The sequence below is a fragment of the Microbacterium sp. AG157 genome (genome assembly GCF_003385695.1).
GTDB classification, from domain to species: Bacteria; Actinomycetota; Actinomycetes; order Actinomycetales; family Microbacteriaceae; genus Microbacterium; species Microbacterium testaceum.
In genome coordinates this window covers 246,441-265,980 of record NZ_QRDK01000003.1, presented here as the reverse complement: position 1 = coordinate 265,980, position 19,540 = coordinate 246,441, and the positions used below count along the sequence as shown (strand labels likewise).

General features: G+C 70.9%; 18 protein-coding genes and 1 riboswitch. Of the genes, 4 read left to right on the top strand and 14 right to left on the bottom strand.

Annotated elements, in window-relative coordinates; genetic code table 11:
- Positions 1 to 12: 12 nt before the first annotated feature.
- Complete coding sequence (locus DEU35_RS10585; protein ID WP_116239488.1) at positions 13 to 1,482, bottom strand: NAD(P)/FAD-dependent oxidoreductase; 1,470 nt, start codon at positions 1,480 to 1,482, stop codon at positions 13 to 15.
- A complete protein-coding gene (cofG, locus tag DEU35_RS10580) occupies positions 1,479 to 3,980 on the bottom strand; it encodes a 7,8-didemethyl-8-hydroxy-5-deazariboflavin synthase CofG (RefSeq protein WP_116239487.1) in 2,502 nt (833 codons plus the stop codon). Before cofG ends, DEU35_RS10585 begins: the two co-directional genes overlap by 4 nt.
- Positions 3,981 to 4,100: 120 nt before the next feature.
- Here cofG and DEU35_RS10575 point away from each other — a divergent pair, with 120 nt between their 5' ends.
- Positions 4,101 to 4,490 carry a hypothetical protein gene (locus DEU35_RS10575; protein ID WP_103208103.1) on the top strand — a complete coding sequence of 130 codons (390 nt, stop codon included), beginning with the start codon at positions 4,101 to 4,103 and terminating at the stop codon, positions 4,488 to 4,490.
- A gap of 167 nt (positions 4,491 to 4,657) precedes the next feature.
- Here the strand turns inward: DEU35_RS10575 and DEU35_RS10570 are convergent, their stop codons facing one another.
- The 3 genes from DEU35_RS10570 to DEU35_RS10560 all read right to left on the bottom strand — a co-directional run bounded on the left by DEU35_RS10570 (position 4,658) and on the right by DEU35_RS10560 (position 7,675).
- Positions 4,658 to 5,476: a TSUP family transporter gene (locus DEU35_RS10570; protein ID WP_103208105.1), complete on the bottom strand. Its 819-nt coding sequence runs from the start codon at positions 5,474 to 5,476 to the stop codon at positions 4,658 to 4,660.
- Positions 5,477 to 5,552: 76 nt separating this feature from the next.
- The gene (locus DEU35_RS10565; protein WP_116239486.1) at positions 5,553 to 6,371 is read right to left on the bottom strand and encodes an ABC transporter permease subunit; all 819 of its coding nucleotides are present in this window, start codon (positions 6,369 to 6,371) and stop codon (positions 5,553 to 5,555) included.
- A complete protein-coding gene (locus DEU35_RS10560) occupies positions 6,368 to 7,675 on the bottom strand; it encodes an ABC transporter ATP-binding protein (RefSeq protein WP_116239485.1) in 1,308 nt (435 codons plus the stop codon). Before DEU35_RS10560 ends, DEU35_RS10565 begins: the two co-directional genes overlap by 4 nt.
- A 109-nt stretch (positions 7,676 to 7,784) precedes the next feature.
- On the opposite strand from DEU35_RS10560, the gene DEU35_RS10555 reads away from it, so the two are divergent.
- From DEU35_RS10555 to DEU35_RS10545, 3 genes are all read left to right on the top strand, one after another.
- Complete coding sequence (locus tag DEU35_RS10555) at positions 7,785 to 8,873, top strand: enoyl-CoA hydratase/isomerase family protein (RefSeq protein ID WP_116239484.1); 1,089 nt, start codon at positions 7,785 to 7,787, stop codon at positions 8,871 to 8,873.
- A gap of 91 nt (positions 8,874 to 8,964) precedes the next feature.
- The gene (locus DEU35_RS10550) at positions 8,965 to 9,891 is read left to right on the top strand and encodes a DnaJ domain-containing protein (RefSeq protein WP_116239709.1); all 927 of its coding nucleotides are present in this window, start codon (positions 8,965 to 8,967) and stop codon (positions 9,889 to 9,891) included.
- Positions 9,892 to 9,929: 38 nt separating this feature from the next.
- The gene (locus tag DEU35_RS10545; protein WP_103208115.1) at positions 9,930 to 10,112 is read left to right on the top strand and encodes a DUF5302 domain-containing protein; all 183 of its coding nucleotides are present in this window, start codon (positions 9,930 to 9,932) and stop codon (positions 10,110 to 10,112) included.
- A gap of 15 nt (positions 10,113 to 10,127) precedes the next feature.
- Here the strand turns inward: DEU35_RS10545 and thiD are convergent, their stop codons facing one another.
- From thiD to DEU35_RS10500, 9 genes are all read right to left on the bottom strand, one after another.
- The gene (gene thiD, locus DEU35_RS10540; RefSeq protein WP_116239483.1) at positions 10,128 to 11,612 is read right to left on the bottom strand and encodes a bifunctional hydroxymethylpyrimidine kinase/phosphomethylpyrimidine kinase; all 1,485 of its coding nucleotides are present in this window, start codon (positions 11,610 to 11,612) and stop codon (positions 10,128 to 10,130) included.
- Entirely contained in the window at positions 11,609 to 12,286 is a 678-nt protein-coding gene (locus DEU35_RS10535) for a thiamine phosphate synthase (protein ID WP_116239482.1), read from the bottom strand. Before DEU35_RS10535 ends, thiD begins: the two co-directional genes overlap by 4 nt.
- Positions 12,283 to 13,092, bottom strand: a complete 810-nt coding sequence (thiM, locus tag DEU35_RS10530) for a hydroxyethylthiazole kinase (protein ID WP_116239481.1) — start codon at positions 13,090 to 13,092, stop codon at positions 12,283 to 12,285. The genes DEU35_RS10535 and thiM overlap by 4 nt, the downstream gene beginning before the upstream one ends.
- Positions 13,084 to 13,175, bottom strand: a riboswitch (TPP riboswitch). (Overlaps the previous gene by 9 nt.)
- Before the next feature lie 39 nt (positions 13,176 to 13,214).
- Entirely contained in the window at positions 13,215 to 14,570 is a 1,356-nt protein-coding gene (locus DEU35_RS10525) for a hypothetical protein (protein ID WP_116239480.1), read from the bottom strand.
- Positions 14,567 to 15,901, bottom strand: a complete 1,335-nt coding sequence (locus tag DEU35_RS10520; RefSeq protein ID WP_116239479.1) for a S8 family serine peptidase — start codon at positions 15,899 to 15,901, stop codon at positions 14,567 to 14,569. Before DEU35_RS10520 ends, DEU35_RS10525 begins: the two co-directional genes overlap by 4 nt.
- Positions 15,898 to 16,299, bottom strand: a complete 402-nt coding sequence (locus DEU35_RS10515; protein ID WP_116239478.1) for a hypothetical protein — start codon at positions 16,297 to 16,299, stop codon at positions 15,898 to 15,900. Before DEU35_RS10515 ends, DEU35_RS10520 begins: the two co-directional genes overlap by 4 nt.
- 249 nt (positions 16,300 to 16,548) lie before the next feature.
- Entirely contained in the window at positions 16,549 to 17,214 is a 666-nt protein-coding gene (locus DEU35_RS10510) for an SDR family oxidoreductase (protein ID WP_116239477.1), read from the bottom strand.
- Positions 17,215 to 17,285: 71 nt separating this feature from the next.
- Positions 17,286 to 18,626: an HNH endonuclease signature motif containing protein gene (locus tag DEU35_RS10505; protein WP_116239476.1), complete on the bottom strand. Its 1,341-nt coding sequence runs from the start codon at positions 18,624 to 18,626 to the stop codon at positions 17,286 to 17,288.
- A gap of 555 nt (positions 18,627 to 19,181) precedes the next feature.
- Entirely contained in the window at positions 19,182 to 19,538 is a 357-nt protein-coding gene (locus tag DEU35_RS10500) for a GntR family transcriptional regulator (protein WP_116239475.1), read from the bottom strand.
- Positions 19,539 to 19,540: the final 2 nt, after the last annotated feature.

The window sequence follows — 19,540 nt, the reverse complement described above, 5'->3', positions numbered from 1 at the left end:
TCTCCTTGGGGATCAGCCGCGCACGGGGCTGTGCGCGGGTTCGAATTCCGAACCGTCGGTGCCGGCGAGCCGCTCGTGGAACGCCTGGACGGTGCCCGGCCACAGCAGGGTCAGCCGCCCCGAGCGCTCGTCGACGTACCAGTTGCGGCATCCGCCGGTCATCCAGGGGGTGGATGCCGCGGCGGCGGCGATCTCGTCGGTGTAGTCCGCCTCGGCCTCGGGGCGGACGCGCAGCACCCGGTCGGGACGACGATCACGCTCGGCGAGCGCCCGCACGACGTACGCGGCCTGCTCCTCGGCCATGAGCACCGCGGAGTTGTGTCCGAGGCTGGCATTGGGGCCGTTGAGGACGAAGAGGTTCGGGAAACCCGCGACGACGGTCGACCCGAACGAGGTCATGCCCTCCGACCAGTGCGCGGCGAGGGACTCCTCCTCACCGTGGACGAGATCGGCGTAGGGCTGCTGGGCGGCGGCGAATCCGGTGGCGAGCACGAGCGCGTCGGCCTCGTAAGTCGCTCCGCCGGCGGCGGTGAGCGTGGAGCCGTCGACGCGCGAGAGGGCCGTCGGCTCGAGAGTGACGGCGTCCGAGGCGACCGCGGGGTAGAACGCGTCCGACAGCAGCACGCGCTTGCACCCGAAGGCGTAGTCGGGGGTGAGCGCCGCGCGCAGCCCGAGGTCGGCGACCTGCGCGTGCAGGTGGCGCAGTGCGAGGTCACGGGCGGCGATGGATGCCACGGCGTCACCGGAGCGCGACGCGAAACGCCCCTCACCCTCGGCGTACAGCCGCGCGCGCAGGCGTGCGAGAGCGCCCGGGTTGTCGGCGAGACGCTCGCGCTCGGCGGCCGGGATGTCGCCGCCTCCGCGCGGAACGATCCACGCGGGGGTGCGCTGGAAGAGGGTGACGTGGGCGGCGGTGCGGGCGAGTTCGGGCACGAGCTGCACGGCGCTCGCGCCGGTACCCACCACCGCGACCCGCTTACCGGTGAGGTCGACGTCGTGATCCCATCGGGCCGAGTGGAACAGCGGCCCGGGAAACGACTCGAGCCCGGCGATGGCGGGGACGTTCGGCTCGGTCAGGCGACCGCACGCGAGGACGAGGGAGCGGGCGACGAGCGCCTCGGCACCGGTGTCGATGCGCCACACCGCGTCGTCGGCATCCCACCGCGCTCCGAGCATCGGGGTCCGCAGCCGCAGTCGATCGCCCAGGGCCTCGCGCTCGGCGACGCCGCGCAGGTACGCCTGGATCTCGCCGCCGGGGGCGAAGGTGCGCGACCATCGCGCGTTCGGGTGGGCGGCCAGGCTGTACAGGTGCGCCGGCACGTCGCAGGCGACACCCGGGTAGGTGTTGTCGCGCCACGTGCCGCCCACGTCGTCGGCGCGTTCGAGCACGACGAAGTCGTCACGTCCGGCGCGGCGGAGGGTGCCGGCCATGGCCAGGCCGGCGAACCCTGCCCCGACGATCGCGGCGTCGAGGATCCTCACGTGCGCGGCCCGTCGGCGGGGAGGGAGAAGCGGGTGCCCCCGCTCGTTTCGATGTACGGGGCGGACGGGTCGGGCAGCGCCACCGCCACCCGATAGTCCGTCGTCCGCAGCCGGAAGGGACGCATGAGGCTTCGCGCGACGCGCTCGGCCACGGAGACCGGCAGTTCGCGTCCCTGCTCGATACCGGTATCGGGCAGGACGCGTCCGTCGTAGAGCGTTCCGCCCAGGTCGTCTCCGCCGGAGCGCAGCAGCACGGCGGCCGTCTCGCGCCCGACGCGGGTCCACGGGATCTGCACGTGCGAGATGCTCCCCGACAGGGCGAGACGCGACACGGCGACCATCGCGCGGTGCTCGTCGACCGGGCTACGGCCTTCGACCAGCGCGACATCGCCGCCGGGCAGTGGGATCGGCACGAACTCCGCGAAGCCGCCCGTCTCGGCCTGGATCTCGCGCAGGCGTCGCAGGTGCGCGATGCGCTCCCCGGCGGTCTCGACGTGGCCGTAGAACAGCACGGAGGTGGAGCGGAACCCCGAGCGGTGAGCCGCGGTGATCCCCTCGATCCACCTGTCGATCTCGAGATCGAGCGGTGCGACGAGGGCGCGCACGCGCTCGTCGAGGATCTTCACGCCCGTACCGGGAACGGTGTCGACCCCCGCCTCGCGCATCGCGGTGAGGGCGCCGTCGAGACCGAGACCACCGCGCTCGGCCAGGTCACGGACATCGGCGGGGCGATAGGCGTGGACGTGGATGCCGGGAGCTGCGCGCTTCACCGTGCGCACGAGGTCCAGGTAGGCACCGGGGTCTTCGGCGGGCACGAGCGAGCCCTGGATGCAGATCTCGGTGGCACCGAGGGCCGCGGCGTCGGCGGCGATCTCCGCTGCGTCCTCGAGGTCGAACTCGCCGCTGCCCGTGCGGCCGCCGCGTCGGAACCCCGTCGAGGTGAGGTTGCGGTTCTGCACGAGGGTCACGGGTTCGCCGACGGTGTACCGGCGGGCGTCGTCGGCGGCCGCGGTGAGCTCGTCGAGCTCAGCGCCTTCGGCGCGCAGGAGTCGTACCCAGTCGTCGTCGTCGAGATCGGAGGCTCGGGATGCCGCCCGCTCGGCCAGCCGCTTCACGCCGGGGTCGCGGCCGGAGGCGCCCCTGTGAGCGGAGGAGAATCCGCGACGGGAGGATGCCTCGGCGGAGAGGGGTCCTCCCTCTGCAGAATCTCCTCCCGTCGAGGCGTCATCCGTGCTCGTCGCGCGGGGATTCGTCCCCCGCGGGATCACGTCGGCCGCGAGCCCTGTGGCATCCGCCAACGCTCGAACCGGCTCGTGCAGCCCCGGGTCGATCCAGCGCGCGGCATCGACGACGTACTCGTGGTGCGCGGTGAGACGCTCGCGCAGGACGAAACCGCGGGTCGCCGTCTGGGCGGCGAGGTCGTCGATCTGCGGCCACGGGCGCTCGGGGTTCACGTGGTCGGCGGTGAGGGGCGAGACCCCGCCCCAGTCGTCGATACCCGCCTCGATCAGCAGCCCCAGCTCGCGCGGGTCGGAGAGGTTCGGCGGGACCTGGATGCGCATGTCGGCGCCGAACACGAGCCGCGCGACGGCGACCGCCGCAAGGTAGTCGTGCATGTCGGCATCCGGTGCGCCCTGCATGGCCGTGCGGGGCTTGGCGCGGAAGTTCTGCACGATGACCTCTTGCACGTGACCGTGGCGATCGTCGATCTCGCGCAGGGCGACGAGCGACTCGGCACGGTCGCGCACGGTTTCGCCGATGCCCACGAGGATGCCGGTCGTGAACGGGATGCCGGCGACGCCGGCGTCGTCGATGACCTTCAGGCGTAGCGCCGGGTCTTTGTCGGGGGAGCCGAAGTGCACCTGTCCGGGCTCTTCGTACAGGCGCCGCGAGGTGGTCTCGAGCATCATGCCCATCGATGGCGACACCGGGCGGAGCGCAGCGAGCTCGTCGGGGTGCATGACGCCGGGGTTGGCGTGCACGAGCATGCCGGTCTCGGCGGTGATGAGCCGGGCCACGTGGGCGACGTAGTCGATGGTCGAGGCGAAGCCGTGCTCATCGAGCCAGGCGCGCGCTTCGGGCCAGCGCTCTTCGGGGCGGTCGCCGAGCGTGAGCAGTGCTTCTTTGCAACCGAGGGCCTGGCCCTGGCGCACGACGGCGAGCACCTGGTCGGGACTCATGTACGCGGGCTTGCGCAGCAGAGCGAGCTGACCGGGGGTGTCGACGAAGATGCAGTAGTGGCACCGGTCGCGGCAGAGAGTCGTGAGCGGCACGAAGACCTTGCGCGAGTACGTGATGACGCGGGGGCGTCCGGCGCGATCGAGACCCTCGTCGCGCAACGCCGAGGCGACGCGGAAGAGCGCGGGGAGCGGGGCGGCCAGCAGGACCTCGGTCTCGTCGACGTCGGGGCGGTGACCCGCCGAGATCGCTGCCAGAAGGTCGTCGATCGAGGCGCCTCGGGCCGGTGCGACTCGCGGCGCAACGCTGCCCGTGCTCATCTGTCCAGGCTATCCCGTGGCTCCCACATCCGGGTCGCGGCGGCGGACCCCGCGCGATCGTTGCGCTCCTGTGAGGTGAGGGGCCCGTCGGTGCCGCCGGACGCTGGCAGGATGGAAGGCATGGTGACCCTGCTGCTCGACTCGACGCAGCTCGAGGTCGTGCTCTCGCCGACCGAGCGTGCGATGTCTTTCCGCAAGAGCAACATCGTCGTCCCCCGCGAGCACATCGAACGGGTGCAGCTCACCGACGACGCGTGGACCTGGATCCGCGGCGTGCCGAACCCCGGCATCAACCTGCCGGTCGCGGTGGGCGCGGGTACCTGGAAGTCGGCCGGGGGCAATGACTTCGTGATCATCCGAGGCCGCAAGCCCAGTGTCGTCATCGACCTCTCGGGCCACGACGAGTTCGAGCGCCTGGTGCTGACGACGAAGCACGGGGTCGCGCTGCTCAAGGCGTTGCGTCTCGACGTGGCATCCGAACCCGAGAACGTCGCCGACATCGTCCGCTGACGCCCGCGCGGGCCAGCGCCCACGCGCGGGCTGTCGCCCGCCGGCACCCGCGCCCCCCTCTGCACATTGAGTGTCCAAAACACCCGGACGGATTCTGAAAACGCCCGGGTGTTTTGGACACTCAACGGGTACCACGACGCCTGAGACGCGGCTTCCGCGAGCCAGCGCTAGGACGTGAACTGCACCACGGTGTCCCACGCCAGCTTGACGATGAGGATCGACAGCGTCACGAGGAACACGATCCGCACGAAGCCGCTGCCGCGTCGGGTCGCCATGTGGGCACCGATGAAGCCTCCGGTGATGTTCATCGCCGCCATCGCGAATCCCAGCACGAGCAGGATCTCGCCGTGCACGCCGTACACGGCGAGGGCGGCGAGGTTGGTGGTGAGGTTGGCGATCTTGGCGTTGACGCTCGCCTGCAAGAAGCCATACCCCAGCACGCTCACGATGAGGATGACGAAGAACGAGCCGGTGCCCGGACCCAGGATGCCGTCGTAGAACCCGACCGCGAGACCGATCGCCGCCGCGCGCCAGGCGATGGCCACCGCTTTGTCATGGCGCGGTTCGTGGTGCAGGCCCATCCGGGGCTTGAGCAGGGTGTACAGCGCGACGGCGATCACCGCCACGAGGACGATCGGGGTCAGCACTTCTCGGGGAACGAAGCGCGAGAGCGCGGCGCCGACCGTGGAACCCGCGTACGCGCCCGCCACGAGGGGGACCAGCAGCACGAGCTGCACCCGGATCTTTCGGAGGTAGACCCCGCTGGCCGAGAGCGTTCCGAAGAACGACGACAGCTTGTTCGTGCCGAGGATGAATGGCGTCGCGACGTCTTTCGGGACGGCGATGACGAGCGCGGGAAGTTGGATGAGCCCGCCTCCGCCGACCACCGCGTCGACCCAGCCGGCGACTCCCGCGGCGATCAACAGCAGCACGAGGGCGGCCACCGAGACGGGGAGCCACTCGGCGATCACCGGTCCATCGAGCACGGTTGATTCTCACCGACCCCGGAGCAGCCGGCCAAATGCGAGGACGATGAGCGCACTCGTCGCGGGTGCGCCCCGCTCAGTCGATGTCGCGGCGCCAGGTGGTGACGAGGCCGATGAGGAGGAACACGACCGCGTACCCCAGCAGCACGAGCCCCCCGGCCCACCACTCGAGTGCGCTGTTGCTGCCCGTGCCCATGGTGCCGAAGATCGTCTGCCCCACCAGGGCGTCGCTCGCGGCGCTCGGGAACCACTTGACCACATCGCCGAAGCCCTCGACGAGCCCGCCGACGGTACGAACGATCGGCTCGATGAACAGGGTCACGGCCAGCACGATGACGATCGCGGCGACCTGATTGCGCACGACCGTGCCCACGCCGATGCCGACCAGGGCCCAGAGCGCGAACGCCAGCAGCATGCGCCCGATCAGCACCCACGTGTCGGAGGAGCCGAGCTCGGCGTCGATACCGAAGATGCTCAGCACGCCCGCGCCGGCGGCGACGGCGGCGATCGAACCCAGGATGCCGTAGAGCAGCCCGACCACGATGCCGACGACGAACTTGCCGACGAGGACGACGCCGCGGCGCGGGGTCGACAGGAACGTCGGGGTCAGCGTCTTGTGGCGGAACTCGGTCGTGACCATGAGCGTTCCGATGAGCAGCGGGAAGACGTAGCCCACCGCGGTGGCCGAGCTGTAGACGAGAGGCGGAACGCCGGCGCTCGACATCGCGGGACCGTTCGCCCCCGTGAGCTCGCCCGAGGCGAGCCCGCCGAACACGAAGGCGAGGGCCGCGGCGGTGAACCCGACGTAGGCGACGAGCACGATCGCGAGCACCCACCAACCGGCGGTGCTGAACTGCTTGGTGTACTCCGAGCGTGTGGCGGCGACGAGGCTCATCGCTGCACCTCCTGAGCGGCGGGCTGTTCGGCGGGCTGTCCGTCGGGTTGACTAGCGGGCGGGCCCGCGGCCTGGTCGGCGCGATCCGCGGCCTGGCCGTCGGACCCGGCGATCGCGACGATGTCGATCACACCGGTCGAGGCGACGGCGTACGACGGGCGTGGACCCGCCTCGGGCGCCTCGGCCTCGGTGCGCAACGTGCGCGGAGGGGTCAGGACCGCGACGAGGGCGGTCGAAGGACGGGTGTCGTCGTGGGCGGTCGGCGCTTCCGCAGAGAGCGCGTCGTGGCTCACGGCCGGCGCGGGCTCACCGGTCGGTGCCGGGAAAGCGTCGAGTCCCGTCAGGGGCGTCGGGGGCTCGGCATCCGGTACCGGTTCGACCGCAGGAACCGCGCCCGCGCTCTCGTGGACGCGCACGCCGCTGACGAGCTCGAGGAAGATGTCTTCGAGGCTCGCCCCCTTGCTCTGCAGGTTCGACAGGGCGATCCCCGCGCCCGCGGCCAGTCCGCCGATCTCGACCGGGTCGTGGTGGCGGATCGTGAAGCCGTTGCGCAGCAGCTGGTAGTCGATGCCGCGCTCATCGAGCACGCGCGACAGGGCCGCGCGGTCGGGGGAGTCGACGACGGTGGCGAACTCGTCGGGGTCGGCGAGGTCCTCGATACCGCCCTGGAACACCAGGCGGCCGCGCGAGATGATCAGCAGCGCGTCGACCGTCTGCTGTACCTCGGCCAGCAGGTGCGAGGAGATGAGGACCGTGCGGCCCTCTTCCGCGAGGTGGCGCAGCAGCGAGCGCATCCATCGGATGCCTTCGGGGTCGAGACCGTTGGACGGCTCGTCGAGCACCACGACCCCGGGGTCGCCGAGGAGCGCCGTGGCGAGTCCGAGGCGCTGGCGCATGCCGAGCGAGAAGCCGCCGACCCGTCGGCCTGCGACGTCGGCGAGCCCCACGAGGCCCAGCACCTCGTCGATGCGCGAGGTCGGCAGGCCCGCGGCGCGGGCGTACACCTTGAGGTGGTTCGCCGCGGAACGGCCCGGGTGGAAACTGGAGGCCTCGAGAGCGGCTCCGACCGTCTGGAGCGGCGACGACAGCTCGCTGAAGTTCTTGCCGCCGATCGTCGCCGTGCCCGAGGTGGGGCGCACCAGCCCCAGGAGCATGCGCAGTGAGGTGGTCTTCCCGGCGCCGTTGGGACCGAGGAAGCCGGTGACCTGCCCGGGTTCGATGCGGGCGGAGAGATCGTCGACGGCGGAGACCGAGCCGAAGCGTTTGGTGAGCCCGGCGAGCTCCAGCACCTGTCCGTCGGGCATACGGCACCTTTCGTTCTGCGAGCGTTCTTTCCATCTTCCCCGATCCGGGGGCGAAAACACAGTTATCCACAGCCGATGGCACGGTGGACGGGCTGTGTAACGTGGCACCGTGCACGCACAGCGAACCGAAGACGTCAGCGCGGGCGACACCGTCGCCGACAGCGTCCTGGTCGGGGGGCGCGGTGGCCTCGGCCATCTGACGCTGAACCGACCGAAGGCCATCAACGCCCTCGACCTCGAGATGATCCGCACGCTGAACCTCGTGCTCGACCGCTGGGAGCACGACACCGATGTCGACGTCATCCTTCTCGACGGCGCCGGTGAGCGCGGTTTCTGCGCCGGCGGTGACGTGCGCGCGCTCCACGAGATGGTGACGGGCGGCCGCACCGACGACGTGCACGCCTTCTTCCGCGAGGAGTACGCGCTCGACCATCGCATCGCGATCTCGCGCAAACCCGTGGTCGCAATCGCCGACGGTGTGTGTATGGGCGGCGGCATAGGCCTGGCCGGCCACGCGGCCATCCGTATCGTCACAGAGCGCTCGAAGCTCGCCATGCCCGAGACCCGCATCGGATTCACCCCCGACGTGGGCGGATCGTGGCTGCTGGGTCGCGCCCCTGGCCGTCTCGGCGAATATCTCGCACTCACCGGAGGAACGATGGATGCCGCTGACGCGGTGTACGCCGGCTTCGCCGACCACCTGGTGCCGAGTGCGCACCTCGAGGCGCTTTACGAAGCCCTCGAGAACCGCGCCGACCCCTCCAGCCCCACCGAGCTGGTGCTGCTCTTCGATGAGACCACGGAGCGTTCGCGACTCGAGGACGCCCGGGAATGGGTCGACGACGCCTTCGCGGCCGACGACGTTTTCGGCATCCTGGATCGCCTGCGTCGACGTCCCGAGGCCGAGGCGCGCGAGACGGCCGAGCTGCTGTCGTCGTCGGCGCCCACCGCGGTCGCGGTCACGCTGGAAGCGGTCCGCCGGGCGCGCGAGCTGCCCTCGCTGCGGGCGGCGCTCGCGCAGGAGTACGGCCTGGTCATGTGGTTCGCGTTCACGCAGCCCGACCTCGTCGAGGGAATCCGCGCGCAGGTCGTCGACAAGGACCGCTCTCCGTCGTGGTCTCCTGCGCGACTGGACGAGCTGCCCGCCGAGCGTGTCGCCGAGGCCTTCGCCTACGCGCCCGAGCCCGCGCTGTGGTGAGGCGGGCGTGAACTCGACGTCCGGATCCTGCACAGCTGAGCCGAGTTAGCCTGAGTGGCGCCGCATCCGCGCGGCAGAACGGATGACGTACGTGTTCGACAGTCCCATGTCGTCCTCGGCATACGAGGTGCTCCGTGTCGCGGCCGACATCGACGACGATGGTCTGCGCCGCGCGTATCGCGTGCGTCTGCGCGAGACGCACCCCGACACCGGAGGCGACGCCGCGTTGTTCGTCCAGGTGCAGCGCGCGTGGGAACTCGTGGGAACGCCCGAGGCGCGCAGCGCCTACGACCGGGGCCGCGGGACGGCGCCCGGGGAATGGGGCGGCGGGGTGTCGGCATCCGCTCCCGCCCGTCCGACCGACACGCGTCCACGCGCACGCTCCCACGGCCAGCCGGGCGGGTGGCGTCGTGAGCGGTACCTCGGACTCATCCGCGAGTGGGTGGGGCGCGGCGTCGAGATCCCCGATCCCTACGATCCGGCACTCGTGCGCTCGGCTCCGCCCGAGATTCGGCACATCCTCGCCGACGCGCTCGCCGAGGAGGAGACCGCGCGTCTCGTCTCGGAGCTGGGCATGGGCTACACGGTGTGGCACGACGTGTTCGCCGATCGAGACGGGCGCGATCCGGAGCAGAAGCTCGACCATCTCGTGCTCGGGCCCAGCGGTCTCTACGCCCTGTTGAGCGAGGACTTCGGTGGACCGGTGGGGGTCCGCCGCGGCGAGATCACCGGTCCGAATGTGATCGGCTCGCCCGTGACCGAGCTCGTCTCGCGCGCTCGCGTGATCGCTCGGGCGGCCGGAGTCCGCTTCAGCGGCGCGATGGTCGTCCTGCCCGATGACGCGGTGCTCGACGCGATCACCGAGCTCGGCAAGGTGCGCGGAACGCCCGTGGCGCTAGTCACGCGCAGCGCGCTCACGACGTTGTTGCGCCGCGGGATCACCGGGGGCCGCGAGGTGGGCGGTACCGAGCTGTTCGACATCCGCACCCGCCTGCAGCAGCGCGTCAGGCACGTCTGACCCGCGACATGTCGCCGTCACCTCCCTAGGGTGGAGGCATGAGTACCGACGAGACCTCGGGTGCCGCGGCATCCGACGACATGAAGCGCAAATTCAAGGAAGCGTTGGAGAAGAAGAACGGCCAGCAGCGTTCGGGGCAGGCGCACCTCGACGGCCACTCCGCCGTGCAGGGCACGCACGGAGCGGTCACCAAGCGGGAGTTCCGCCGAAAGAGCGGCTGAGTCCGGCTCCCATCGTCACCCGAGGTGTCGGGGACCCCTCTCGCGAGCAGGGTCCCCGGCACCTGACCTGCGTTTCAGGGGCGCTTCGAAGAACGCCAGCTCGAGCGCCATGGATCGGTCGTACGCCGTCGCCATCTCGTGCCGGAGGCGAGCGGATGCCGATCGCGCGGCGGCATCCGCGATGCGCGCGGCCTCGGCGGATGACGCGGCGAACGTCTCGTCGCCGTAGGCCGTGAGCCAATCGGCGTAGGGATGGTCGGCGTCGAAGGTGCCCCGCCAGCGCACGCCGATGTCGGTGTACAGGACGAAGCAGGGCAGGATCGCGGCCACCAGCACCGCGTACGACCCAGCGGCCGCTGCCGCGTGCAGGTGGTCGGTGTAGGCCCAGGTCGCCGGGGCTGCCTCGAGCCCGGCCGGATCGACGTGCGACTGGTGCAGCGCCGCCTCCTCGACCAGGCACGACACCGAGGCCGTCGCCCAGAACCGCTGCTCCTCGACCGTGGGAGCGAGGGCCGCCGCGCGCGCGAGCACCCGTGCGTATTCGCGCAGGTAGAGCAGGTCCTGCCCGAGGTACCAGGCGAAGGCGTCGCGGTCGAGATCCCCGGATGCCAGACCGCGCACGAACGCGCAGGCGTCGACATCGGCGCGGGTGGCGGCGGTGGCCTCCCACCGTGCGCTGCTCCAGGATCGGTCGAGGTCGAGGTGGGGGCGCAGCTCGTGCAGATGGTCGATCGGGCCGTTGCCCCGGCCGACGTGCAGCTCCTCGGCGTGTTCGAGGGCGCCGGTGAGCCAGCGCTTCGCCCGGATGAGCGCATCGGTCCAGGGCAGGCCGTGGGCGGCGAGGGTCGCCATGGCCGACGACAGCGAGCAACCGGTGCCGTGGGTGTGCGGGGTGTCGACGCGGCGGCCCGGAACCTCGTGGGCACCGGAAGAGTCGACGATGGCATCCGGGCATTGTCGGCCGTCGAGGTGTCCGCCCTTGAGGAGCACCACGGTGTCGGCCGAGGCGGCGAGCTGCTGTGCCTGGGCGACCGCGACCCCCCAGGTCGTCGCGACGGGTTCGCGCACCAGCACCGCGAGCTCGGGCAGGTTGGGAGTGACGAGGTCGGCGCGTCGGCACAGTGCGCGCACCGCGTCTTCGGCGTCGGCCTCGAGCAGCCGGTCTCCGCTCGTGGCCACCATGACCGGGTCGAGGACGACGATCGACGGTCGCGTCGAGGTGAGCCAGCGGTCGACGGTGGCGATGACGTCGGTCGAGCCGAGCATGCCGATCTTCACCGCGTCGATCTCGACGTCGTCGCTGACCGCGCGGAGCTGTTCGTCGAGGAACGCCGTCGGTGGCACATGGACGGAGCGGACTCCGAGGGTGTTCTGGGCGACCAGGGCGGTGACCGCGGCCATGCCGTAGCCGCCGAACGCGGCGATGGATTTGAGGTCGGCCTGGATACCCGCCCCGCCGGTCGGGTCGGTGCCCGCGATGCTCAGGACGCGGGGGATCACGCTCCTTCCTCCCACGCGGCGCGGAGATCCCGGACGACTCCGCCCGGGTGGTCGTCCTCGCTCAGCAGGGAGACCACCGCGACGCCCGCAGCGCCCGAGCGGCGGAGGGCGGTGACGTCGTCGAGGCCGATCCCCCCGATCGCGACGCACGAGAGGGAAGTGGATGCCGCGAGCTCGCCGAACCCGTCGATGCCGAGCGGTCGCGGATGATCGGGTTTCGTCGTCGTCGCCCGAATGACGCCGACGCCGAGGTAGTCGACGGTTCCGCGAGGGAACGCCTCGGCCGTCGCGAGGTGCGCCGGGGTGTTCGCCGTCCATCCGATGAGGGCGTCGGGGCCGAGCAGGGAGCGCGCGGCGTCGACGGGGAGGTCGCTCTGGCCGAGATGGATGCCGTCCACCCGGGCGCCGGCTCCGCGGGTGCCGGGCTTTTGGCCCAGGCGCTCGCGCGCGGCGAGGACGACGTCGAGGCGATCGTCGACGACGAACGGGCAGCGTCCCGAGATGACGTCGGCGAGGTCGAGGGTGCGGGCGAACAGTTCTCTGCCGCTCGCGACCTTGTCGCGCAGTTGCACCACGCTCACGCCCGCGGTGACGGCCTCGTCGACGATGTCGCGCAGGCGCGCGAACGGCACGCGGTGATCGGTGACGAGGTGCAGGGACAGGTCGGCGGTCATCGCGTGACTTCGGTGTCGACGCGGACGCGTTCGTCGAGGTCGGCGGGCGCGATCGCGGCGAGCTCGTCGAGGAACGCCACCGCGAACGATCCGGGCCCTCTCGTTCGGGATGCCGCCCGCTCCGACGCCACGGCCCAGATCACGCTGGCGGTGAGAGCCGCGTCGAACGCGGGGGTGACGGCGAGCAGGCTCGCCATCGCGGCCCCGAGGGCGCAACCTCCGCCGGTGACCTTGGTCAGCAGGGCGCTGCCGCCGCTCACGCGCGCCGTGCGGGTGGCATCCACGATGAGGTCGGTCTCTCCCGAGACGGCGACGGTGCCGCCGGTGCGGATCGTGAGGGAGCGTGCTGCGTCGAGGGCGTCTTCGGCGGAGTCGGTGGCATCGACGCCGCGTCCACCCGCGCCGGATCCCGCGAGGGCGAGGATTTCGGAGGCGTTGCCGCGGATGATCGCCGGGCGCGCGTGGAGCAGCTCGTGCGCGAGGGCCGTGCGCACGGGCAGGGCGCCGACGGCGACCGGGTCGAGGACCCAGGGCGTTCCCGCGGTGACGGCCTCTCGGGCGGCATCCCTCTGCTCGCGCGTGGGGGTCCCGAGGTTGACGAGCACTCCGCTTGCGATACCGGCGAACATGCCGGCCTCGCCCGGGATGTCGCACATCGCGGGAGAGGCGCCGAGGGCCAGGAGCGCGTTGGCGGTGAAGTTCGTCACCACCGCGTTGGTGATGCACTGCGTCAGCGGTGCGGCTTCGCGGAGCGCGCGCAGCGCTTCGGTGGGGGTGGACGGAGACGACGACGTGCGAACGACCATTCGCGACATCCCTTCGCTAGTACGAACTAGATCAGGTTCGACGGGTGTGTTCTCAGCCCTGGCGGGCACCCCGTGTCACTGCCTGGCACGCTAGCAGGTCGTCGGCCTCCGGATGCCGGTCCTCAGTCGTCGCGTGAACCCGCCGCGGCGTTCTCGGAACGCGGTGCGGTTTCTTCGTCGTCCTCGAGGCGTGGCGCGATGGGGCCGCCGAGACCGCGTCGCTCGTCGCGGCGGTCGGACCGGGAGCCCGAGCCCATGCCGCCGGCGCCGCGGCTGCCGGCGGCGCCGGCCGTGCCGCCGCCCGTTCCACCGGCGCCGGTTGGGGCTGCGGCTCCGCGGCCTCCGGCCGCGGCGGCGTTCGCGCCGGTTCCGGGTGTGCCGGTGCCGCCCGTCGCACCTCCGCCCAGGGAGCCGGTGCCCGAGCGTCCGCCGAGTCCGGCACCGGTGGCCGAGGCCCCGCTCTTGCCCAGGAGGCCTCCGCTGCCGCTGATCGTGCGTCCGGCGGCTGCGGTACTCGAGCCCGTTCCCGAGCTCAACCGGCTCAACGCAGCGGCGCCACCGCCCCCTGCGATCAGTCCGGCCGAGAGGCCCGAGCCGAGGCCTGCGCCACCCCCGGAGATTCCGCCGGGGAAGGAACCGCCGATCGAGCCGGGGCCGGAGATGTGTCCGGGGAGGGTGCCGATGCCGGAGATGGAGCCGTCCGGCGTGGGCGGGGTGTAGTGCGGGGGGACCTGTCCGAGGTCGATGCCGGGGCCACGGGGGGCGTCGGGAGAGGGGACGAGATGCGCCGGCGGGGGGCCGGGCGTGGCAGCGTCTTCGACGGGCGCGGGGCCACGAGGGACGGGGACACTCTCGTTTCCACTTCGGTCACCGCCGCGGAATGGCCGCTGGCCGGAATTGGTCGTGCCCGTACCGGCAGGGCCCTCCTCAAGCTCGACCGATCGCCCGCCGTCGCTGGAAAGCGCGGCCGGCGGCGGCGTCGGTGGCGACATCCCATTCAGAGTTTGGCTGATGGTGGTGAAGTCACCTTGCGCCTGTTGCTCGCGTTGTTGCGCGAGGTAGGCGTTGAAGGCCTGCACCGCTCCCTCTCCAGCCAGCAGCGAGATTGGCCCGAGAAACAGCGTCGTCCCCACCGCGGCAGAACGGACGACGGTCTCCTGGCCGCCCGACAAGCTCCCGGCTGGCAGCGCCGAAAGCTTCTCGCGTGCTGCGTCCCGCAGTCCGTTCGCCAGGCGAAGGGCATCGTCGAGAGTTCCCTCGAGATAGGCGATCTGCTGCCCGATCGTCTCCGCGGCCGCGTCGAACTTTGCTTTCGCTGCCCCGGCGGCCTCGCCTTCGATGCCCGGCAGCTCAGCGGCGCCCGAGACGACCTTTCGGAGCGAGCTCAACTTTTCGATGAGGTCTCGCGTCGCGGGCACGTCGAATGGTGCTCCACCTTCGGCGAGATTGATCAACGCCTGCTCGTACCGACCGGTCACGGCTGCTCAACTCTCTCTCGGGTGTCCTGCGCGACACGTCTCGTCCGATTCCTCCGAGTCACGGTGATGGCGACTACCGCCCCGGCTGCGATGACGATCAATCCGAGCGCGCTCAAGACGGCGATCAGCGTGATGTCCGGTCCCGCCGGACTACTCGTCGGATCGTCGTCGGAACGGGGACGGACCTCTGTCGGAGAGGTCACCGAGGGTTCGGCCACCGGGGGATATGCGGAGCCTCGCGCGGCGGCCTGCTCGATCTGCGCGGCGGTCGGAGCCGCCTCGACTCGTCCGACCAGCAGGTTGTCGTCGGGGTATGTCGTGGCATCCACTCCGACGATATTGGCCGGCCACGCCAAGCCGAAGCCGTAACCACTGGTCCGGTCATCCGACAATTCATGCGGTTCTTTGCCGGTGTTGCGGAGCAACGCCTGTACCAATTGGTTGGACGTGGCTTGAGGCGATCGCTGCTCTGCCAGGGCGAGAGCTCCCGCGACGAGAGGCGCGGCGAAGGATGATCCTGATCCTCGCCCGGCGCTGTCCCAGCCGCCGCTCGCGCTACCCACTGTGGTGAGACCCACCCCCGGGGCGACCACGGCGGTGCGCGGATAGACCAGCGAGCGGCCGTCGTCGTAGGTGTTCAGTTGGCCCGCCTCGTCTACCGCCGATGCGACGATCACGCCTTGATACTCGCGGAGTCCGGCGAGGTCTCGCGTGGTGGGGTTGGGGCCCGATGCGACCACGATGACGCCCTTTGCGATGGCGTTCGCTATCACGTCCGAGTCTCCTGGCTCCTTCCCCCCGGCGACCGAGGTCGTGATGATATCCGCGCCGTCGTCGAGGGCGCGCTGTACGCCGAGCGCGACGGCGGTGAGCTGGTCACCGTACTCGGCGGCCGTGCAGGACTCTTCGTCCGTCTGCGTTCCGAGGCTGTAGAACGTCACCTCGGCATCGGGCGCGATTCCGCGAATGCCGCCGGGTCCTTGTCCGCTACCGATGATCTGCGCAACCACGGTCGCGCCGTGTCCGGCCCCCACGGTGCGTTCTGTCGTGGTCGGTGAGGAAACCTCGGCGCAGAGCGGGCGAGGGTCGACCTTCAAATTGCGACCCGCGAAGACGGGGAGATCGGGGTTGATGTTGCTGTCGATCACCGCGATCTTCACGCCGGCGCCCGTCCATCCCTCGTTGTGGATGGCTGCAACACCGTATGCGTTATACCACCATTCACCGGTATCCGTTGCGGTCGCGGGCTCCGCGGGAGCTGAGGCGAGGAGCATCGCCACAGCGGCGACGCCGACGCCCGCCATCACGCGAGTTCTCCGGTGGTGCTTCATCCGCCGAACCCTGACCGCGCGGCAGCGGCGTCGCCGGAAGGAGCGGGGGCTGGTGTCGACGACACCGCCGGAGTCGTTCCGTTGGCGATGTCGTCGATGAGCGCAGCCGCGCTTCGAGCTTCACCGGCGCTGATCTGATCTCGCTCGCGGAGCAGGGAGACCGCCTGCGCGAGCGCGTCGGCATTGCGCAGGGCGAACTCACGAACTTCCTGCACTCGTGCCGCGATCTCCGCCGCAACCCCCTCGAGTTTCTTCGTGTACGCCTCGGGAGCGTCCTCTTCGCGGTTGCCGTGAACGACCGTTATCGCCGCATCGTTGGGCAGGTCGTCGCTCGCCTGTCGGATACGTGAGACGTGGTAGTCGCTCACCCCGTCGTCGACTCGGATCATTCCGACCATGTCCAGGTTCCTCTCGCGCGTGGCACGAACGGGGCCCGACCACTGGCGAGAGCGTCGCCCCCCGGTTTCGCTTGCGACTCCATAATCGCGCATGGGCCGAGATGCGCAAACCGGTTATCCACAGCTGTCGACGCCCTCATGGGGTCGGTCGAGCCGGGCGTCAACTTCGACCCCAGTATCTGCGGTATCCCCAACCACCTCCCACAGGGAGCGTGCAAGCCGCGTCCCCGGGGAGGTCGCTCGACGCGGTCAGTAGCGCGCGGAGAACCCGCCGTCTGCATGCAGTAGCTGACCGCTGATCCAGCGACCCTCGTCGGAGAGGAGGAAGGCCGTGATGCCCGCGATGTCGCGCGGTGTCCCGAGACGACCCAGCGGATGGTGTGCGGGCAACTGGTCGCGGGTGGTGTCGTCCATCCATCCGGTGTCTATGGGACCCGGATTCACGACGTTGGCGGAGATACGGCGCGGACCGAGTTCGCGTGCGGCCGAGATGACGATCCGATCGAGAGCCCCTTTCGAGGCTCCGTAGGGCAGATTGCCGGTGGTGTGGTTGCTCGTGAAGGCGACGATCGCGCCACCGGTGGCGTCGACCTGCCGGGCGAACGCGGCGATCATCAGGAGAGATGCGCGGGCGTTCACAGCGGTGTGGCGATCGAAACTCTCGGCCGTGGTGTCGAGGATTCCGGACTCGATGTCGTGTGCGTGGCTCAACACCAGCGCCTTTATCGGCCCGCGGTCGCTCGATACGCGCTCGACGAGACGTGTGGGGCCCGAGGTGCTCGCGAGATCACAGGGATAGTCGCCGTCGACGAGGTCGCTCGTCACCACGTCCCAGCCGTCGCTTCTGAGACGCGGCACGATACCCGCGGCGATGCTGTCAGCGCGCGCTGCTCCGGTCACCAAGGCGAGAGGCATGGGGTCGAGAGTAATGGCCACGCAAGCCCGGGTGCGCGCGAAGAGGCAGCCTGAGGAAACGCGATCGCGCATCAGAAAGGCGGCGATGGTCCGTCATCGTCGGGGGCGGGCGGGGGTGGGTCGTCGGGAAGGAACCGGACGGCGGGGGGGTAGGGGAGCGGCTCGTCGGTGTAGGTCCGGCCGGTGGGGCTGGTCCATTGCAGAGTTCCGCCCGGGAGTTGCTTCACTCCCCAGCGGGTGAATTGTTTCTGGGTGTGGTGGCGCTGGCACAGGTGGGCGAGGTTGGCGACGTCGGTGGGGCCGCCGAGGGCGTAGTCGTGGGTGTGGTCGACTTCGCAGCGGATGGCGGGGACGGTGCAGCCGGGCCAGCGGCAATGGCGGTCGCGGGCGCGGACGTGACGGTCTAGGGCAGTGGTGCGCTGGTAGGTGTCCGTGTGCAGAACCGCGCCGGTGATCGGATGAGTGACGACCCGGTCCCAGGGGACGGTGGTGGCATCAGCCAGGGTTCGGGCTGTTTCGGCGTCGATGGGGCCATGGCCGATGAGCTCGGCGGGGTCGTGGTTCTCGCGGTCGGGCACCAACATCGTCAGCGCGGGCACGACGACCTGAACGCGCGCGCGGATGGCGCCGAGGGTGCCGGGTCCGTCGCCGGTGCGGGTGGGGTCGGCTTCGGGAGAGCCGGTCAGCAGCAGGTCGGTGAGGATGTCGGCCCGCAGCTGCGCCGTCGTGCGTTCATCTGTCGCGGTGACGGGGTCGTCGAGCCGGGTCTCGATGAGAGCGCGGGCTTGGTGGGTGAGGCGGTCGTAGATCCCGACCGCGAGAACGGTGGGGAGGGTGGCGACGAGGTCGGACATCCCGTCGGGGCCGGTGGTGATGCGAACGCTGCGGGTGTCGCGGCCGCGGTGGTGGCGTTCCGTGAGGGTGGTGGGGTGCAGGCGTTCGGCGAGTGTGGCGAGGCGGGAACGCAACCGCCCGGGGCTGAGGCCCTCGGCGGCGGTCACCGCGAGGGCGTCGAACTCGCCGCGGACATCGACGGGGAGCGGGGAGCCGATGTCGAGGATCGCTCCCACGTGGGCTCGGGTGAGGTGCCCGCCTTCCCAGGCGGTCAGGGTCTCGGGGTAGTCGTCGACGAGGGTCATCGCACGGGTGATCTGCGTCTGCACGGTGCGGTCGGACATGTTCTCGGCCGCAGCGATCTCGGATGCCACTTCGCGGAGTGCGAGTTCGGCGGCGCGGGAGGACGCGCAAAGCCCCGCCATCACGTCGAGGGCGAGATGGCCGACTTCGGCGAGGGCGCGAGTGCGGGCGGCTTCCGCGGCGCCGAGAATGGTGCTGGCGCGGTGGACCTCGTCGACGAGCGCCGACAGGATGCGGGGCCTGTCGGTGTTCGGTGGGGAGGTGCCATCGTGCATGTGTGCATGCTAACGGTGACCTCCGACATTGGGTCGCGCAGAAAACCCCAGGTGGGGATAACTTCTCGTGGTGCCGTCCTGGGGAGGAACGGGGCCCCGGGGAGAGGACCGGACGATGGCGCACGCATGCGACGCGAACCGCCTCGACCGGTGGGCACCACAGACTCCGCCATCTCGCGTGAACGCGCGACCGGTGGCCTCGACGACCTCAGCCGCTTCGGACGAGCGCGAGTGCCGCCCTGGCCGTGACCGGCGGTTCCGCCCGGCTCGGCCACCGTGCACGAACACGAACGCCGGCGCGGCGCGTCGGTCGCCCTCAGCGATCCCGCAGCGCCGCTCGCACGGGCTCGATCGCGTCCTCGGACGTCTTCCCGAGGCGCGGCACCGCGGCGCGTCGGTCGCCCTCAGCGATCCCGCAGCGCCGCTCGCACGGGCTCGATCGCGTCCTCAGCCGCCTCGGACGAGAGCGAGTGCCGCCCTGGCCGTGACCGGCGGTTCCGCCCGGCTCGGCCACCGCGCACGAAAGCGAACGCCGGCTCGGCGCGTCGGTCGCCCTCAGCGATCCCGCAGCGCCGCCCGGACGAGCTCGATCGCGTCCTCCGCCGACACTCCGAGGCGCCGCACAGCCTCGACGTACGCGCGCGCCGCACCGGCGGCCCGAACGGATGCCGCGTCGGCGCCCTTCACGAACGTGCCAGCGCGACCACGGGTTTCGACGTATCCCGCTTCCTCGAGCTCCTTGTAGGCGCGCGCCACCGTGTTGGCGGCGAGGCCGAGCTCGGTCGCGAGCGCGCGCACCGGCGGTAAACGGGTCCCGGCGACGAGTTCTCCCGCCTCGATCTGCGCGATGACCTGCGACCGCACCTGTTCGAACGGCGGCGTCGAGGAGGTGGCATCCACGGTGAGATTCATGG

Coding starts and splice junctions, on each gene's coding strand:
- cofG (WP_116239487.1), bottom strand. CDS start 3,980: ATGAGCACGGGCAGCGTTGCGCCGCGAGTCGCACCGGCCCGAGGCGCC.
- DEU35_RS10575 (WP_103208103.1), top strand. CDS start 4,101: ATGGTGACCCTGCTGCTCGACTCGACGCAGCTCGAGGTCGTGCTCTCG.
- DEU35_RS10565 (WP_116239486.1), bottom strand. CDS start 6,371: ATGAGCCTCGTCGCCGCCACACGCTCGGAGTACACCAAGCAGTTCAGC.
- DEU35_RS10560 (WP_116239485.1), bottom strand. CDS start 7,675: ATGCCCGACGGACAGGTGCTGGAGCTCGCCGGGCTCACCAAACGCTTC.
- DEU35_RS10545 (WP_103208115.1), top strand. CDS start 9,930: ATGAGTACCGACGAGACCTCGGGTGCCGCGGCATCCGACGACATGAAG.
- DEU35_RS10535 (WP_116239482.1), bottom strand. CDS start 12,286: ATGACCGCCGACCTGTCCCTGCACCTCGTCACCGATCACCGCGTGCCG.
- thiM (WP_116239481.1), bottom strand. CDS start 13,092: ATGGTCGTTCGCACGTCGTCGTCTCCGTCCACCCCCACCGAAGCGCTG.
- DEU35_RS10520 (WP_116239479.1), bottom strand. CDS start 15,901: ATGAAGCACCACCGGAGAACTCGCGTGATGGCGGGCGTCGGCGTCGCC.
- DEU35_RS10515 (WP_116239478.1), bottom strand. CDS start 16,299: ATGGTCGGAATGATCCGAGTCGACGACGGGGTGAGCGACTACCACGTC.
- DEU35_RS10510 (WP_116239477.1), bottom strand. CDS start 17,214: ATGCCTCTCGCCTTGGTGACCGGAGCAGCGCGCGCTGACAGCATCGCC.
- DEU35_RS10505 (WP_116239476.1), bottom strand. CDS start 18,626: ATGCACGATGGCACCTCCCCACCGAACACCGACAGGCCCCGCATCCTG.
- DEU35_RS10500 (WP_116239475.1), bottom strand. CDS start 19,538: ATGAATCTCACCGTGGATGCCACCTCCTCGACGCCGCCGTTCGAACAG.